Here is a 15314-nt window from a genome sequence, read left to right as displayed (position 1 = left end):
AATCATAATTTATTTTTATGTAAATCTAGTCGTTGTTTAAAACTAATGATAGGCCAATTAGAACTCGTGAACCGAAAAATAACCTTTATTAGATATTTATTTTAGTCTTTAGACCACTTAATATTCAAAGCCCACTTTGTGTGTTCTCCGATTTTGTATAACTGTTTTTGTTCTCTTTTACAATGCCCTAATGAGTTTATAAGTTCTACATCTGCCCATTTTATATATTCAGTATCGCCTTTTTCTAAAAGTTCTTCAAGCTCATTTTCTTGTTTTGGAGTAGGGATCAAATCTAAAATATCGTATTGCAATATTTCATAAGTGTCCCAGCCTGGTGTTCGCTTTACAGGAGTAGTTACTGTTCCAACGTAATTATAATTTACATAAGGAAAATTTTCTCTTGATAAGATTTCTCCTTTACCTGCTATAAGTTCTTCATAGAATTCTCTCCAGTGAGAAATTTCTCGATCCTGCCTTTTATTAAACCAATCTAGAAATTTAATGGCATTTTTTGCTGGTACATATAGTGCATAGTCATGTTTCATAAGACCACTTGTAGCTAATTTTGCATCATCTTTAGCCTCAAACTCTTTTCTAAGTAGACTTTGTGTTCCTTTTAATCTTTTATATTTACCGCCAACAAGTTGATAATGAGGAAAATTTGAACTTTTCACTAAAAGGTACTTGTCTTTAACTTTAATGCGGTATAAATAAGACATTGAAAATCTTATATATTGATTTTTAAATCCTAAATATTTACATTTCAGCACTAAAAAAACTCTCTTCTGGTTAGTTATTAAATCATAGAAAACATCTAAAATTAGTAGGTCAACTAATAGAAGAATACCAGCTCCTATAATTTCAGGTTGTAGATTGTCAGATACAAAATAGTACCCGACAATTATTAATATTATACCTAAGCAAAATTTAATTATATATCGTATCATATTATTTTTGGACTTGGTTGAATCTTGGTTATTGTTTCACTCAAAATTTCGTAAGTTAAAGCTTTATCAGGAAACGAATTCGCTAATGCTTCTGGTAAAACACGTAATCTTATATCTGAAAAGGAATGTCCTAATCCATCATTTTGTTCTGGACCAGTTAAATCGGCTAATGATTCAAGTTGTTCTTTTGAAAAATCAATTCCTTTTAACCCCATTTCAAATAATTCAATTCTTTCCTCTTTATCGGGTCTTTCAAATTCTAAAATTATTGCAGCTCTTCTGAGAATCGCTTCATCTAGAAAATGTAATCTATTTGTTGACATAAACACAATAGCTCTGCCGTCCAATTCTCTAATTTCGTCAATCTTTTGAATTAGTGTATTTACAGCTGCTTTCTCTTCTTGGTGCATTTGCATTGTTGAACGAGTTGTTGCAATAGCATCAGCCTCATCAATTAGTAAAAATGCCAATCTTTTTTTACCAGCTTGTGTTTTTAATTCTGCAAAAGCATCATTTACCAAATTTCCCATCTGACCATGTAAACCTTCTCCACGAACTCTTGTGCTTAGTTTCAGAAAATGACCTTCTTTCTTTAGTTCTCTAACCATTCGGTCAGCTATAGATTCAGCAGCAATAGTTTTTCCAGTTCCAGCATCTCCTGCTAAAATAATTAGTGGATATTTATCTTTTATTTGATCAATTACTGGTAACTGAACATTATGGAATTTTTTACTCCAATTTATTAATCCTTCTTGGTCAAGTAATAATTTAAGATTAGTGTAAATACGATTAAATTTTTTTTCAAATCCAACTAGATTTTTTGTTTTTTCTTGTATCGATGCACTTGGAAGTACAGTCGCATTATCAAATATTGAAGCCATTATTTAAAATTTGTTTTTTGCAGTTCATACCCTTTACTGGCATATAGTTGCGCGTTATTACTATTTAAGTGTGGGAAACTCGTGTTTACACTTGATGATACCCAGCCGATTTTAAATGAATGATTTTTCTGAAAGTTACTTTTATCACTTGCAGACAAATTATGCCATTTAGAAGTGTAAGACAAAATGACTGATAAATTTGTATTACTTAAATTTTCCCAATCATTATTACTTCCTGCTCTTTCACTTGATGTCGCCGTACCGTTAGAATTTACGGTAAATTTTGCAGCTCTTATTGCTGTTCCAGTATTAGAATTATTCAAAGTAATTGTAACTGTATCTAAATAGCCATTTTCAGCTAGTTCCATTATATCATGGAATAAGTCATCAACATAACTCATTGTCCATTTACCCGTTCTTCTTGCAATTGTTCTAATATCAGCCTCGCAACCCTCAAAGGTCTTTCTGATATCAATTACAGTGTAAGTTCCTGTTATTGTATTTGTTCCGTACATATTTATATTTTTTATTTTACATTAAATGTAGAACCGAAAACATATTTCCATTCTGTTAAAGTATCTCCTTCATTTCTTTTTGATTGTGCAATATTAAGTGAGTCAAACGCATCGGATGCTTCCTCAACTATTTCTTTCCATTTACTATCTGTCATTCTTTTAGAAACGTTATTTTCATTATTTGTATCATCGGCAACATAAATACTTGAAGTGTAGTATGCTGGTACAGAATTTATAGCGTTTTTAAATGAAATTACAGGAAAATTTGGTCCACTCAAGAATTGAAAAAATCTAATTATTGCCTCTTCAATATTAGTTTCTATCCCATTATTAATATCTAGGTAAGCTACTATTAATTCAATTACGTATGAAGATAATCCTGGCTCATCATCAGTTGGTTTTATTTCTTTTTCATTTCTCCACCATTTTAAAGCTCTTACTATACTTGTATATGATGGATTATTTCTTCTGTTGTTTAAAGAAAAATCGAGTTGTTTAGAAATACTAGTTATGTATTTTGAACCACCTCTTCTTGATGGTTGCCAAACATATTCTGCTGGAGACACTATTGGTACAACAGGTACAATATCTACCTCTAAACCTGAACCACTAAAGATAATTGTTATAGATTTTGTATTACCCTTAGCATCAACTACTTTTCTGATGTCTTTTTGAGGGTATATTTCTTCAAGATAAGTAATGATGTATTCGAAAAGTTTGTTCAAATCGTTCTGTATATTATCATCGCCTCCAACAAATAAAACCAAATCAATATCTATTGGATAATCTCCAGTTGGCTTTAAAATTGTATGTTTTTTCCAAGAACCTGCTAAAATGTATTTTGTCACTTTTAGACCATGACTGTCATCGTTTTTAATTTTGTTCTCCAGTTTTTCTTTAAGATTATTTATCTGAGCTCTGTATTTTGGCATATCCTCAGCCTTTAGCTTAATTTTGTCAACAAAAAAACCTAATTCGTCGTTTGTGTATTTCATCTTATTAATTTTATGTTAAAAGTTTATTCAAATATTATTCCCTATATTGTAATCTGACATACTGGCATAATAACTATTTTTTAAGGAGCATTAATTTTGTATGTAAGTAATTTATTGATTATTATCATAGTTAGCTTTATTTTAATTTATAACTTTGTCTCTACTATTACTACCAAAAGCGTTACCACGGTTTTAGGTAGTATTATACAGAATCAATACATGGCGTGGCAGGAATTACAAAATGAAACTACCGAAAATCTCATTGAATACATTCAATGGTCAAATGATCCGGCATACTCTAGTACGTCTGATGATGCATTCATGGTATTCTGTTTTAGGTTTCAAATTCAGTTGTTGAAAAAATTAATTCCAATATGCAAGCAATGGAATTTAGACCAAGATTATGCCGTTCAATTAGGTGAAAAGGTATTTGAAAGATTTAGAAAATACGCAGGAAGTTTTAATAAGGATAAATGTAACAAAGAGATTGACCTTTGTGTGCTTTTTTTTCTTTTTAGAATTGCTCAAAATCTTCTGCCTGGTTTTAAAAATGAAATTCTTGGAAATGATTTAAGTCCATATATTGGGGATGAAGAAATTATTAAAGATTTTCCAGATATGGAACAATCAAATATGCAACCATCAAAGCTGAGAGAGTTAAAACGAATTCAAGAAATAATTCAAAATGCACTTGATCGATTATCTCCAAAACATAAAGTAATTTATTTAACCTATAAAATGCATGAAAAAGACGGTTATAAACTTCCAAGAAAATTACTTGAAAGTTTGAGAAACGAGCTTGATTTATCACAAGCAACCATTAGAAGCTATAAAAAAGATTCATTTGATATTGTGGACACTTATTTGAAATTATATGGCTCAAAGTAAAAAACATATAACACCCGAGAACGTTACCGAATGGTTAGCATCAACTGGATTTCTTTTTCCAAGAAATGAAATTGAGTTGGCTAGGTTTGAAACCCTTTTTGGTAATATTGATTATGGTTTAACAGGATTAGAAATAGATCCTGCAAAAATAATAAGAGGTGAAGAAATCCCTAAAAATATACAAATACCAGAATCTTTAAAACCTGAAGAGATTTCAGAGTATAGAATGGTTGCTCGTAATGGCAGTAAATTACCTGAACACATTTTAAACAAAATAAAGAACAATCAAAATAATTCAAAAAAAAATGGTGATACCGAATCATCCGATAAATGAGATAGATAAACTTGCTGAGTTTATTGCTAAAGATTTTTCAAACAAAAATCTCACTCTTTTAGATGAAATAGCAAAGGATGAGGATATCTCACATTATTTCGACCATTATGAGGATGCCTTTGATGGAATGTTACTTTATGATACAGAAGATTTAAATTTTCATATTCACATAAATATTGATAATGGAAATAATGAATATTCTAAAAGAGGTCGCTATACTTTTGCACACGAATTAGGACATTTTTTTATTGAGCAGCACAGATTAGGATTAAAATATGGTTTGCTTGAACCACATGCATCTTTTCACAATATCAATCAGAAAAACTTAATGGAGCTTGAGGCTGATTATTTTGCGAGTGTATTACTTATGCCAAAAGAGAAATTTAGAATTGTATCTGGAGGTAGAAACTTTTCTTTTGATACTATTTTTAAGTTGTCTGAAGCATTTCAAACAAGTATTCTTGCAACATTAATTAGATTTTGTAAGATAGGAACTCATGAAATTTTTGCCGTCATATCTAAGGATAATATTGCAAAATGGTTTCTACGAAGCGATGATTTCCCACAATGGCCATTTAAGTTTAAAGTTGGAGGTATGCTTCCAAGAACTACGGTTGCAAGTGAATTCTTCACAACTCCCGAGAGTAAGTATACAGCTATTCAAGAACTTTCGGCGGATGATTGGTTTTATCCATTTGTTAATGATGGTCGTGCTAATAAAACAATGTATGAGCAATGTTTTTATTCTGATAATTATAGTTATGTAATAAGCCTTTTATGGTTTAAATAGTTTCATAAATAAACAAATAGTAAACCTATTTATCTAATTGTTCCTGTAAAATAATAACATCTAAAAGAGGTTTAATTTTTTCAAAAGGTTTCACCCATATTGATTGTGAATTTTCAATAATTGAGCATAAAACACCAATACATTCTCCTTTTTGATTGAGAACAGGTGAGCCACTAAGTCCAGCCCAATCTTCATAATCAGAAATTACTTCTTTTGTTTTTAATAAAATATAGTCTCCATATTTCTCTATGAATTGAATACCTTCTTTGTGAGTGTTTTCTCTATGAAGCATAACTCCTTTGAACTGAGGTCTTATTTTTCCTTTTATAAAATAAAAATCATTAGTATTTGGCTCAACGATATGCTCATCTAAAAATTCGAACTTCTCTTCGTTTTTTTTTACAAAAATATTGCCTTCACTATCTTGTATTTGCTCATCAGTAACAAATGGAGCAATTATTTCATTTCTGTTAATTAAACTTATGGCAACATCAAAAAGTTCGGCTTTCTTATTTGGATTAAAAAAATCTATTTTCTCCATATAATAAAAACCACCAATTGGAGTCATCAATGTTGACAAAGTATTTTTATCACTGATATTATTTAAGATTGCTACATGATTATCAATCCCTGTTCTTTCATTTATCTTATGATCTTCAATATGAATGTTATGGTCAGCAGTTATAAAAAAAAGATTTTCTTTATAATTTATGAAGAACCCCGAACCAAATGCAATTGGATTTTCAAGATTTTGATTTTTACATATTACAATTTGATAATTCGTTTTGGCTAAAATTTCAATTAAATTAAATTCCTTTTCTACTAATTTCATATTATGATTTTTCTGCTGATTGTCAAATATACTCAACTTCTTTTATTCCAATTCTTTCCAACTATCAATTTAACTGTTCAAGTTTTGCAATAAATTTCACAATCTTTTCCACTTTCTGGTTTTCAGTAGCGGTTGAATTTATGCTCTGAATTATTTCATTTTGTTCCTCAATTGTGAGTTTATTGAATATATCAAGTACTTCAGCATCTTTGAAACATTCAAAAATCATTTGATTTTCATTCGTTTTTTCTTTGTTTTGATTTTCAAGATAGAGTGTGACATTGACAAAATCTCCAGCGCCTTTTCCGATAGAATTTCTAATTTCTGAGTTTAACGCCATTTTTTTGTCGGAGTTTTTCATTGGCCCCAAATTCTTATTTTTAATTTCAAAATTGTCAATTTTACCAGATACTTTTAAATCTCCCCATTTTCCTTTTATATTTTTGGTATTTGGTATAATAAGTTGATAAGTCCAAGCACCATTTCCTGGAGTATATATAATTTCTAATCGTTCATTTTCAATTATAAAATTCATAGTTCTAATTTAATTTTTTTTTGATTCTTATTTTTTGGAGTCTTAAAACATTACCGAAAACTTATAGATGACATCAAATATACATCACCTTTTTCTGTTTTTTCAAATATCATTTTTAAAGTAGTATCTTTTGATCTAAAATATTTTGCTCCGAATGTAAACTCGGATAATTATTACCGGAATTGAATACTATATTTTTGAGTATGTAGTATAAAAAAAGATGCCGGAAGCATCTTGAATTGTAATTTTTATATTTGGAGTGATTAATTAAAATACGGTATCATTAATTTTAATTAATAAACGTTTTAAAGCATTTTCCTTTAATGTGTTTTTGGGAGTTTTACCCACAATATGTTTTTCCAAAACATACGAAATTAGATGGCATCTAGCTTGACTGAAATCCTTATTGTTTTTTTGAACTAACATATCTTGGGTTACTTCGAAAGTAAATAAATCAGTTTCTGTAGATGATGTCATCATTACACATACGTATAGTTCGTCTTTGTCGTAAACGTCTTCGTTAGAAATTATAATTGCAGGATGTGTTTTTGTTTCCTTTGAGTAAGGTAAATCAAAAAATACGTCAATAATATCGCCTTTTTGGAAACTCATTAACAAGAAAGTAATTTGTCTAGAGAAGCTGCTTTCATTTTAGAAAAGCCTTCTTTTAAATCATCTTCAGTTTCAATTATTGGAGCTGATTTATATACATTTTTGTGAAGTTTGCTTTCTAATTTGTATAAACATTCAAGCGAATATTTGATATTTTGTTTTACATCATCGCTGTCTAAATAATTAGCTTTGGCTAAATCGACTTCAACATTCTCTAAAGATGTAATTATTCCTTTCATTTCTGAAAGCAACGATGTAGATTTTTCTAGATTAAGTGCATCAATACGATTTAATGCTCCTTCTAACGCTAAGTTGAATGTAGTAAGATGATTGTTGTATTTAGTGACCATTTTATTTTTAATAAAATACAAAAACCGAACAATGAATGATACTTTTTTAGTATCACTTACTATTGGTTGTGCCATGTCTTGTATGTCAATACTTAAATACATATAGTAATTGTAATGCAAATTACGTTCCAAATATAGTTATTCTAATCAATATTACAATAGATAAGGACTAAAACCGATTGAAGTTACTGATTTTGAAAGTTAATTTACTTTGTTTGTTAAACGTTTAAAATTGTAAAATGTTTCAAAAAGTATGTTAAAATGGCTTTTTGATGTGAAGTTATAAACTAAAATTAAAGAGTGCTATTTTCTACTTGATGCTTTATCGCTTTTAATTTAAGTTCATTAAAACCAATAATATTTTCAAACATTTCCAACCTGTCTTGGAAAATGTTTAAAATCTCGAATATTCCAATAAAATATATTTTACTTCTTAATGAATTATTAAAATCCATTTTCTTTTCATCTAATTCATTATTGAGAATAATTGCTGCTCTTAAATTAATCTCCAATAATACATCGATATCATAATCTTTAAAATTTTCTGAATATTTAAAAGGAATTATCCATGCATTATAGACTTCTTCAATCAACTTTTCAAATTCTATTTCTGTTATAAAATAATCATCTGGTTTTTTTCCAATGAATACTTTTGGGGATTTTTTATAAAACTGATCCTTCGTTATATCTACTATTATTTCTGTATTTTTTTCAAATGTCAACCAAAAATGAGACTTCGAAACATTTTTAAAATATCCTGCTGTAATGTAATTATTTAAATTATTGTTTTCAAGATGCAATGATAATGGATAACTTAATGAAAAACACTTTCCATTTGGTTTTACCGAACCAAGTGTTGCATCCCTGAAATTTTCTGCCAATCTCAAAACCTCCTCTAATTTTTCTTTTTCCATTATTTTTCTTTAAAGTATTTTATTTTCAAAAAAGTACAACTATTGAATCTTTTAATGACTTGTATGTAATCGCTCGTTTTATTTTCTGCAAAGTAAAAGAAAGAATAAAAAAATTAAAAATTTAGATTGTTATACATAAAATCAATCGGATTAATTCCTTTTCCATCTTCCATGCCTAATGCCTTAGGTGAAACGTCATGAGTTGGCCAAAGTACATTTGCATTTGATAATTGAAGTAGTTTAGATTCTTGAATCTCTTTTGAAAATTTAGCAAACTTACCATTCTCATTATTATACATAAACGAAATAGCACTTGCAATTAAATCTGCACATTGAACACCAAATTCATTTTTTGAATCTACCATTTCTAAACTATTTATTTGAGGTGGAAATGTAATTTTTCTAATATCATAACCTATTTCGATAACTTCAGGTGACATTTTTGCAATTTTTTCAGTATGATCTATATAGTGTTTATAATGTTCAATCTGTTTTGAAGTATCCATTTTTACATCTATCTTATTTTTACTTTTTTTATACCATTTATCACACAATACAAGAAAAGTTGAAAATGTCACATCAATACTATATTTATCTATTGATTCCATTATTTTAGTTATGTATCTTTCACTATCAACGATTGGCTTAACTACACTTTTTTCTTTCACTGAATCAAGTAATTTACTTGCGATAATGTAAAAGCTATTTACAGCCTCTACATTCTTAACCCTTACCATATTCACAAATTTCTCGATTAAATCTTGATAAAGAGTTTTGTCCCAAAAAAAATTACCAAAATAATAAATCCAGTTGGCGTAAGCTATATTTTTTCATGCCTATACAAATCAAAACCATTTTCGAACATGACAGTTTCAATTAATAAATCAGTAATCTGACCACATACATTAAATTCTTTATGTGCTACATAAAATATTATATGCTCTTCCTGTATTAACTTATGATTCAAAAAGCTTATAATTTTTTTTCTTCCAGTTGAGCTATTTTTCAAGTTTTTGAAATGCACTTCGTCACTCATTTCGAAAACTTCCTTAATTTCTTCAAGTTCTTTATCATTATAATTTACTGATGCCAAAACAAAAACTTTCTGCTCTTTGTTGAGCATATCTTGTCCGGTATTGCCTGACTCATCAAAATATATTGTAGTATGTGACATTCCTTTTAATTTTAACTCATTAGTATATTTAATTCAGGATTTTAAAAGTTGAAAAGGTATAATATATTTCTAAACTTAATTAGCCATCAACCATTCATCAAGGTTGTTAAAATTTATTATTTTTTCATTTCTTGTAATTACTGGAAACCTTGAAATAACAAAATGTTCAATTTTACTTATTCCTAACTTTTCAATTAACAAATTTTCTCTTTTTATTTCTTTAATAATAGCACGTTCATAATATTTACATAACCTTCGGTTTAAGCCAGTAATTACTTTGTAATTTCTATTAATATCAGATATATTGTAAAAGTTATTCTTACACTGAAAGTTATAAATTTTATCTTTTTTTATAGTTACTACATCAAACTCTTTTCTGTTTATTCTTGTTATCTTAGTATCAATAAAACCATTTGATTCAAGAATTTCACTAATTCTATTTTCAAAAATAAATCCAGAGTTTACCTGAAACTTTCTATTTGACATTAAATCATTTAAAATCAAATTATAAGCGTATCTATTTAATAAAACAACTGTCGAGTAAAACTTTTTGTCTGATTTTTGGAAAGGTGAAATGGAATTTAAATTTGTGAAATATTCTGCTGAGTCATTGTAAAGATTTAAAGTTTTGACTTTATTTTGAATTTTTTCAAACTCGGATTCCTCAATAATAATATCGTAATCATTATTTAGATAATAGGCAATTTCTTGAAATAGAATGTTCAGCTCTTTATATTTATTTGTAAACTCAACATTATATTTTTTAAATGCAGAAGACAATAAAATCATTGTGTCGGCAATTTCATTAAAAGAAAATATTTTTTTTGCATTTTTACCCACTAAAGTTTCAATTTCTATATCTTCCTTTCGAAATTCTAGTTGATCCATCAGAGATAATCTCTGGGGATTAAGGTAAAATGATTCTAATTGATTAAAATTAAAATTTCCGATACCTTTTTTATCATCAAAAACCATTTCAAAATCAGAAATACTATTGTTCACTAATAGTTTTTGATATGATGTCGTTATATTTACTAGACAACTATCTAAAATTTGTAAAAAGTCATTTAGTAAATGAATAAATTCAGACTTTTTATTACCCTTAGCTATTTTTGGTATCAAAAATAATGTTGTTACAAAATATATTCTTCTTGATTGAAAAAAATTAATACTATTCTTCGCATCATTTAGATTGATAGTATTATCATAAATATCATAATATTGATTTTCAATGAAAGCTAAATTAATTGACGAAGTCATCAACATTATTTGATAATACCTCCTTGCTACATTTTCATCAAATCTTTCTTTCAAAAAATCCATAGTATTCTTTATGGTCAAAAAAGAAGTTTGATCTTTGAGGTCTATTTTAGAATTTAAAAAAAGATTTAAGTTCTCATCATTTTTTATTTCAAAAGGAATATTGATCAATTCATCTATGCATTGTAGTAGTAACCTCCAATCATTAAATAAACTAATTGGTTCATATTCAGAAATTTTATCATAAAATGATTTTATATGATATTCAATACTTTCTTCAAAAAAAGCATTTAGTTCTTCTGTTTTCATTTTTCCTTGTGGAAGTTTCATTTTCTTCGATTTATGGGATTATGTCAGCTTATAAATATATAAAAAAAGATGCCGAAGCATCTTTAATAGTATAAATTGTTTGGGACAATTTATTCATCTAAATCAAATTTGAAATCGAAAAGCTCTTTGGGATGAGCTTTTAATCCTTTTGCAAGTTCCAATACAGTTCCAATTTGAATATTGACTTCTCCTTTTTCAATTTTACTAATGACACTATGATCCAAATCACAACGTTGTGCCAATTGCCTATAACTAAGACCTTGCAGAACTCTAAATTTTTCTAGTTGCTTGCCAAATGAAGTTTGAAATTGCTGTTTTAACTCTTTGTTCATTGCGATTAAATTATTCAAGCAATTTCAATACATTCTTAAAAAATATTGTGGCAATATTCTACCACAATTGAAATATTTTATTATATTAGCACCGAATTAATTAAATTTGCGATTCTTCATTTAAAAATATTTGAAGCATTCGCTTTGAATCTCGTTTCGGAAAACTGGCGTTTTTAAAACCACGAGAGGATAAGTCTGATGCTCACGTCTTATGGCGTGGGCTCACTTATTTGTGGTTGGGTATGCCAGTACCTCTGAAACGATAAGCTGAGTTCCATGCCTTTTTTTATTCTACAAAATTGGTTTACTCACAGGTTTAAAGTAATGCTGAAATCAAGCGTCGCAGTTGTTTTATTAACTTTTAAAACTGTGTGCCTATGAAAAAATGATGAGATTGCTTCGTGCCTCGCAATGACAAGTTGCCACGTCGTAATCCGTTGTAATGACAAACTAAACTTCGAATTGTCCCTCGACTGCGCACGGGATGACAAAAAAAAGACTTCCTACGTCGTCGCCAAACTAGTTAGGAAGCCTAGACAAACAAAACTAATGTTTCATTTAACTCAACCAAAATTATGAATAAATTTTCATTGTACAAGGACAGGTGCATTATTATGATGTGCTGTCTTTGTTTTCAAATGACGTTTGCTTCGGGAGAAAAGAAGCAAGAAGCAAGAGGAGATTGCTTCGCCAATTCGCTATCGCTCGTGTCCTCCTTTGTCGGAATGACAAAAATACAGCAAAATATTACTGGAATAGTCAGTGATGCCAATGGCGCATTGAATGGTGTAACAGTCTCAATTAAAGGCAAACCAATAAATACTATAACCGATACCAATGGTCAGTTTACTATAGCTGCTACTGAAGGCGATGTGCTTGTTTTCAGTTTTGTAGGATATAAGGAAGTCGCAGTCGCAGTTGACAGTCGCAGTACTATCAATGTTACAATGCAGGAAGATGCAACAACTTTGAGGGAAGTGGTTGTGAATGCTGGGTATTATAGTGTAAAAGATAAAGAGCGAACTGGGAGTATATCAAAGATTACTTCTAAAGATATAGAAAAACAACCTGTGACTAATGTACTTGCGGCTATGCAAGGACGTATGGCTGGTGTGGATATTGTACAGGATAGTGGAAGTCCGGGTGGTGCTTTTAGTATTAAAATTAGAGGTACAAATAGTTTGCGTGCTGATGGAAACCAACCGCTTTATATTATAGATGGTGTTCCATATTCGTCGGAAACTATTGGTTCTATTGCTACTAGTGGAACGGCACCAAGTTTGACCAGTCCGTTAAATTCTATTAATCCATCGGATATTGAGAGTATTGAAGTGCTCAAGGATGCTGATGCCACGGCGATTTATGGTTCGCGTGGTGCTAATGGTGTGGTATTGATTACTACTAAAAAAGGAAAGGCAGGAAAAACCACCTTTACTGTGAATGGTTCTACGAGTGTTGGAAGTGTTACCCGAACACCTAAACTGATGAATACGCAACAGTATTTAGCGATGCGCCAACAGGCATTTGCGAATGATGGCATTAGTGTTTATCCCGACTTTGCCTATGATGTGAATGGTACTTGGGATGCCAACCGCTATACGGACTGGCAAAAGGAATTTATTGGTGGTACTGCCGAGGTTAATAATTTACAAGCTTCGGTTTCTGGCGGAAGTGCCAAAACACAGTATTTATTGAGTGGGAATTATAGAACTGAAACGACTGTTTTTCCTGGTGATTTTAAGTATAACAAAGGTGCTGCACATTTTAACATGAATCATACCTCAGACGATGACAAATTTAAGTTGGTGTTTTCGGCAAATTATACTGCGCAAAAGAATAATCAACCTGCTACTGATTTGACAGCAGTATCGCGAACCTTGGCACCTAATGCACCTGCGCTTTATGATGCTGATGGGAACTTGAATTGGGAGAATAGCACTTGGGATAATCCGTTGGCAACCATGTTGTCGGAATTTGATTCGAATATAAAAGACTTGACTGCGAATACTGTTTTGTCTTATCAAATTTTAAAGAATTTACAAGCGAAATCGAGTTTTGGTTATTCGGATTTGAAGAATACGGAAAGCAGAACCCAGCCGCATACGATGTATAATCCGGCTTATGGATTAGGAAGTGAGTTTTCGGGATTGAGTGTTAGTCAGACTGATAGAAGTACTTGGATTGTTGAACCTCAATTGAATTGGAATACCACTCTTGGAAAAGGAAAAGTAGAAGCTTTGGTTGGAAGTACTTTTCAGCAACAGGAAACCAATCGATTGTTTATGAATGGATTTGGATTTTCGAGTAATAGTTTGATTCACGATTTGGCTTCGGCATCGATTAAAACTATTGACTTGAGTGATGAAACGATTTATAAGTATCAAGCCTTTTTTGCCCGAATCAACTATAATTGGAATGAACGTTATCTACTAAATATTACCGGTCGCCGTGATGGTTCGAGTCGCTTTGGAACTGGCAAGCAGTTTGCGACTTTTGGCGCTGTTGGTGCGGCTTGGATTTTCTCGAATGAAAACTTTTTAAAAGATAATTCAGTGTTGAGTTTTGGAAAATTACGCACGAGTTATGGAACGACTGGTAATGATCAGATTGGCGATTATCAGTTTTTGGACACTTATGCTTCATCAGGCAATACCTATCAAGGATTGATTGGATTGCAACCGATACGGTTGTTTAATCCCGAGTTTGGATGGGAAACGAATAAGAAATTTGAAGTGGCGTTGGAAACTGGCTTTTTGAAAGATAGACTGTTTTTAACTACTGCGTATTATTTTAATCGTTCGTCTAATCAGTTGGTTGGTATTCCGTTGCCCGGAACGACTGGGTTTGGTTCGCTGAATGCCAATCTTGATGCTACAGTGCAAAATAGTGGACTTGAGTTTACACTGCGAACTGTAAACATTCAACGTACCAATTTTGAGTGGACAACTAATTTTAATATTTCTGTTAGTAGAAATAAATTGGTTTCTTATCCCGGATTGGAAAGTTCTACGAATGCTAATCGCTACATAGTTGGTCAGCCGATTAACATTATCAAAGTTTATAATTACACAGGCATGAACCCAACTACTGGTGTTTATGAGTTTGAAGATGTGAATGGTGATGGTGTGATTACTTCGATAGGAGATAGAACAGAAATTGTTGATTTAAGTCCCGATTTCTTTGGTGGCTTGCAGAACAATTTTAAGTATAAAAATCTACAATTGGATTTTCTGTTTCAGTTTGTGAAGCAAGAAACTTTTGGACCCACTCCAGGTGTTCCCGGAACGGCGGTTAATCAGTTGGCAAGTGTGAGTAATTCAAATGGACAACAGCCGCTTACTAGTGGTGTTAATGGCGATATTATCAATGGTTATTTCCGCTATGCACTGAGTACAGGAAACATAGAAGATGCTTCGTATGTGCGCTTGAAAAACATATCGTTGACGTATGACTTGCCTTTGAAAAAGAGCAAAGGTGTTCGATGTCAATTGTATTTGCAAGGTCAGAACTTATTGACTTTTACCAATTATTCTAATGGAGATCCCGAATTTAAGTTTAGTAATTATTTGCCACCGTTGAAAGTGTATTCGGCTGGTGTAAAACTGACTTTATAATCTTAATTTAT

At 30.6% G+C, this 15314-nt stretch carries 17 protein-coding genes; 4 read left to right on the top strand and 13 right to left on the bottom strand.

What is annotated here, in order from left to right:
* Positions 1-101: 101 nt before the first annotated feature.
* From IAI56_RS07695 to IAI56_RS07680, 4 genes are read right to left on the bottom strand one after another with little or no spacing between them, the layout of a single operon-like run.
* A complete protein-coding gene (locus IAI56_RS07695) occupies positions 102-947 on the bottom strand; it encodes an SMODS-associated NUDIX domain-containing protein (protein WP_187657317.1) in 846 nt (281 codons plus the stop codon).
* Positions 944-1828 carry an AAA family ATPase gene (locus IAI56_RS07690; RefSeq protein ID WP_187657316.1) on the bottom strand — a complete coding sequence of 295 codons (885 nt, stop codon included), beginning with the start codon at positions 1826-1828 and terminating at the stop codon, positions 944-946. Before IAI56_RS07690 ends, IAI56_RS07695 begins: the two co-directional genes overlap by 4 nt.
* Positions 1828-2343, bottom strand: a complete 516-nt coding sequence (locus tag IAI56_RS07685; RefSeq protein ID WP_187657315.1) for an HORMA-1 domain-containing protein — start codon at positions 2341-2343, stop codon at positions 1828-1830. The genes IAI56_RS07690 and IAI56_RS07685 overlap by 1 nt, the downstream gene beginning before the upstream one ends.
* 11 nt (positions 2344-2354) lie before the next feature.
* Positions 2355-3338: a CBASS oligonucleotide cyclase gene (locus tag IAI56_RS07680; RefSeq protein ID WP_187657314.1), complete on the bottom strand. Its 984-nt coding sequence runs from the start codon at positions 3336-3338 to the stop codon at positions 2355-2357.
* A 114-nt stretch (positions 3339-3452) separates the two neighbouring features.
* Between IAI56_RS07680 and IAI56_RS07675 the strand changes: the two genes are divergently transcribed.
* Genes IAI56_RS07675 through IAI56_RS07665 form a run of 3 tightly spaced genes read left to right on the top strand, consistent with a single transcriptional unit; the run spans position 3453 to position 5350 of the window.
* Positions 3453-4226 (top strand): hypothetical protein, encoded by a 774-nt coding sequence (locus IAI56_RS07675; RefSeq protein WP_187657313.1) that lies wholly within the window; start codon positions 3453-3455, stop codon positions 4224-4226.
* Complete coding sequence (locus tag IAI56_RS07670) at positions 4213-4560, top strand: hypothetical protein (RefSeq protein ID WP_187657312.1); 348 nt, start codon at positions 4213-4215, stop codon at positions 4558-4560. The genes IAI56_RS07675 and IAI56_RS07670 overlap by 14 nt, the downstream gene beginning before the upstream one ends.
* A complete protein-coding gene (locus IAI56_RS07665) occupies positions 4532-5350 on the top strand; it encodes an ImmA/IrrE family metallo-endopeptidase (protein ID WP_187657311.1) in 819 nt (272 codons plus the stop codon). Before IAI56_RS07670 ends, IAI56_RS07665 begins: the two co-directional genes overlap by 29 nt.
* A gap of 25 nt (positions 5351-5375) precedes the next feature.
* Here the strand turns inward: IAI56_RS07665 and IAI56_RS07660 are convergent, their stop codons facing one another.
* From IAI56_RS07660 to IAI56_RS07620, 9 genes are all read right to left on the bottom strand, one after another.
* Entirely contained in the window at positions 5376-6182 is an 807-nt protein-coding gene (locus IAI56_RS07660; RefSeq protein WP_187657310.1) for a hypothetical protein, read from the bottom strand.
* A 64-nt stretch (positions 6183-6246) separates the two neighbouring features.
* On the bottom strand, positions 6247-6717 hold the full coding sequence (locus IAI56_RS07655; RefSeq protein ID WP_187657309.1) for a DUF1905 domain-containing protein: 471 nt from the start codon (positions 6715-6717) through the stop codon (positions 6247-6249).
* Between the two features lie 267 nt (positions 6718-6984).
* On the bottom strand, positions 6985-7329 hold the full coding sequence (locus tag IAI56_RS07650; RefSeq protein ID WP_187657308.1) for a type II toxin-antitoxin system PemK/MazF family toxin: 345 nt from the start codon (positions 7327-7329) through the stop codon (positions 6985-6987).
* Positions 7329-7781 carry a hypothetical protein gene (locus tag IAI56_RS07645; RefSeq protein WP_187657307.1) on the bottom strand — a complete coding sequence of 151 codons (453 nt, stop codon included), beginning with the start codon at positions 7779-7781 and terminating at the stop codon, positions 7329-7331. Before IAI56_RS07645 ends, IAI56_RS07650 begins: the two co-directional genes overlap by 1 nt.
* A 191-nt stretch (positions 7782-7972) precedes the next feature.
* Complete coding sequence (locus tag IAI56_RS07640) at positions 7973-8593, bottom strand: hypothetical protein (protein ID WP_187657306.1); 621 nt, start codon at positions 8591-8593, stop codon at positions 7973-7975.
* 113 nt (positions 8594-8706) lie between these two features.
* Positions 8707-9330, bottom strand: a complete 624-nt coding sequence (locus IAI56_RS07635; protein WP_187657305.1) for a DUF3800 domain-containing protein — start codon at positions 9328-9330, stop codon at positions 8707-8709.
* 83 nt (positions 9331-9413) lie between these two features.
* On the bottom strand, positions 9414-9767 hold the full coding sequence (locus IAI56_RS07630; RefSeq protein ID WP_187657304.1) for a DUF3800 domain-containing protein: 354 nt from the start codon (positions 9765-9767) through the stop codon (positions 9414-9416).
* A 75-nt stretch (positions 9768-9842) separates the two neighbouring features.
* The gene (locus IAI56_RS07625; protein ID WP_187657303.1) at positions 9843-11357 is read right to left on the bottom strand and encodes a hypothetical protein; all 1515 of its coding nucleotides are present in this window, start codon (positions 11355-11357) and stop codon (positions 9843-9845) included.
* 89 nt (positions 11358-11446) lie between these two features.
* Positions 11447-11689 (bottom strand): helix-turn-helix domain-containing protein, encoded by a 243-nt coding sequence (locus tag IAI56_RS07620; RefSeq protein ID WP_187657302.1) that lies wholly within the window; start codon positions 11687-11689, stop codon positions 11447-11449.
* Between the two features lie 575 nt (positions 11690-12264).
* On the opposite strand from IAI56_RS07620, the gene IAI56_RS07615 reads away from it, so the two are divergent.
* A complete protein-coding gene (locus IAI56_RS07615) occupies positions 12265-15303 on the top strand; it encodes a SusC/RagA family TonB-linked outer membrane protein (RefSeq protein WP_187657301.1) in 3039 nt (1012 codons plus the stop codon).
* The last annotated feature ends 11 nt before the right edge of the window (positions 15304-15314 follow it).

This window comes from Flavobacterium macrobrachii, assembly GCF_014486675.1.
GTDB lineage: Bacteria > Bacteroidota > Bacteroidia > Flavobacteriales > Flavobacteriaceae > Flavobacterium > Flavobacterium macrobrachii.
The sequence above is the reverse complement of the archived record's forward strand: the minus strand, read 5'-3'. Positions and strand labels throughout refer to the sequence as shown.

What these genes read in the sequence shown, in the direction of transcription:
- IAI56_RS07665 (WP_187657311.1), top strand. Translation starts at nt 4,532, where the DNA reads ATGGTGATACCGAATCATCCGATAAATGAGATAGATAAACTTGCTGAG.
- IAI56_RS07615 (WP_187657301.1), top strand. Translation starts at nt 12,265, where the DNA reads ATGAATAAATTTTCATTGTACAAGGACAGGTGCATTATTATGATGTGC.
- IAI56_RS07670 (WP_187657312.1), top strand. Translation starts at nt 4,213, where the DNA reads ATGGCTCAAAGTAAAAAACATATAACACCCGAGAACGTTACCGAATGG.
- IAI56_RS07690 (WP_187657316.1), bottom strand. Translation starts at nt 1,828, where the DNA reads ATGGCTTCAATATTTGATAATGCGACTGTACTTCCAAGTGCATCGATA.
- IAI56_RS07640 (WP_187657306.1), bottom strand. Translation starts at nt 8,593, where the DNA reads ATGGAAAAAGAAAAATTAGAGGAGGTTTTGAGATTGGCAGAAAATTTC.
- IAI56_RS07685 (WP_187657315.1), bottom strand. Translation starts at nt 2,343, where the DNA reads ATGTACGGAACAAATACAATAACAGGAACTTACACTGTAATTGATATC.
- IAI56_RS07635 (WP_187657305.1), bottom strand. Translation starts at nt 9,330, where the DNA reads ATGGTAAGGGTTAAGAATGTAGAGGCTGTAAATAGCTTTTACATTATC.
- IAI56_RS07645 (WP_187657307.1), bottom strand. Translation starts at nt 7,781, where the DNA reads ATGTATTTAAGTATTGACATACAAGACATGGCACAACCAATAGTAAGT.
- IAI56_RS07620 (WP_187657302.1), bottom strand. Translation starts at nt 11,689, where the DNA reads ATGAACAAAGAGTTAAAACAGCAATTTCAAACTTCATTTGGCAAGCAA.
- IAI56_RS07650 (WP_187657308.1), bottom strand. Translation starts at nt 7,329, where the DNA reads ATGAGTTTCCAAAAAGGCGATATTATTGACGTATTTTTTGATTTACCT.
- IAI56_RS07630 (WP_187657304.1), bottom strand. Translation starts at nt 9,767, where the DNA reads ATGTCACATACTACAATATATTTTGATGAGTCAGGCAATACCGGACAA.
- IAI56_RS07655 (WP_187657309.1), bottom strand. Translation starts at nt 6,717, where the DNA reads ATGAATTTTATAATTGAAAATGAACGATTAGAAATTATATATACTCCA.
- IAI56_RS07625 (WP_187657303.1), bottom strand. Translation starts at nt 11,357, where the DNA reads ATGAAACTTCCACAAGGAAAAATGAAAACAGAAGAACTAAATGCTTTT.
- IAI56_RS07695 (WP_187657317.1), bottom strand. Translation starts at nt 947, where the DNA reads ATGATACGATATATAATTAAATTTTGCTTAGGTATAATATTAATAATT.
- IAI56_RS07660 (WP_187657310.1), bottom strand. Translation starts at nt 6,182, where the DNA reads ATGAAATTAGTAGAAAAGGAATTTAATTTAATTGAAATTTTAGCCAAA.
- IAI56_RS07680 (WP_187657314.1), bottom strand. Translation starts at nt 3,338, where the DNA reads ATGAAATACACAAACGACGAATTAGGTTTTTTTGTTGACAAAATTAAG.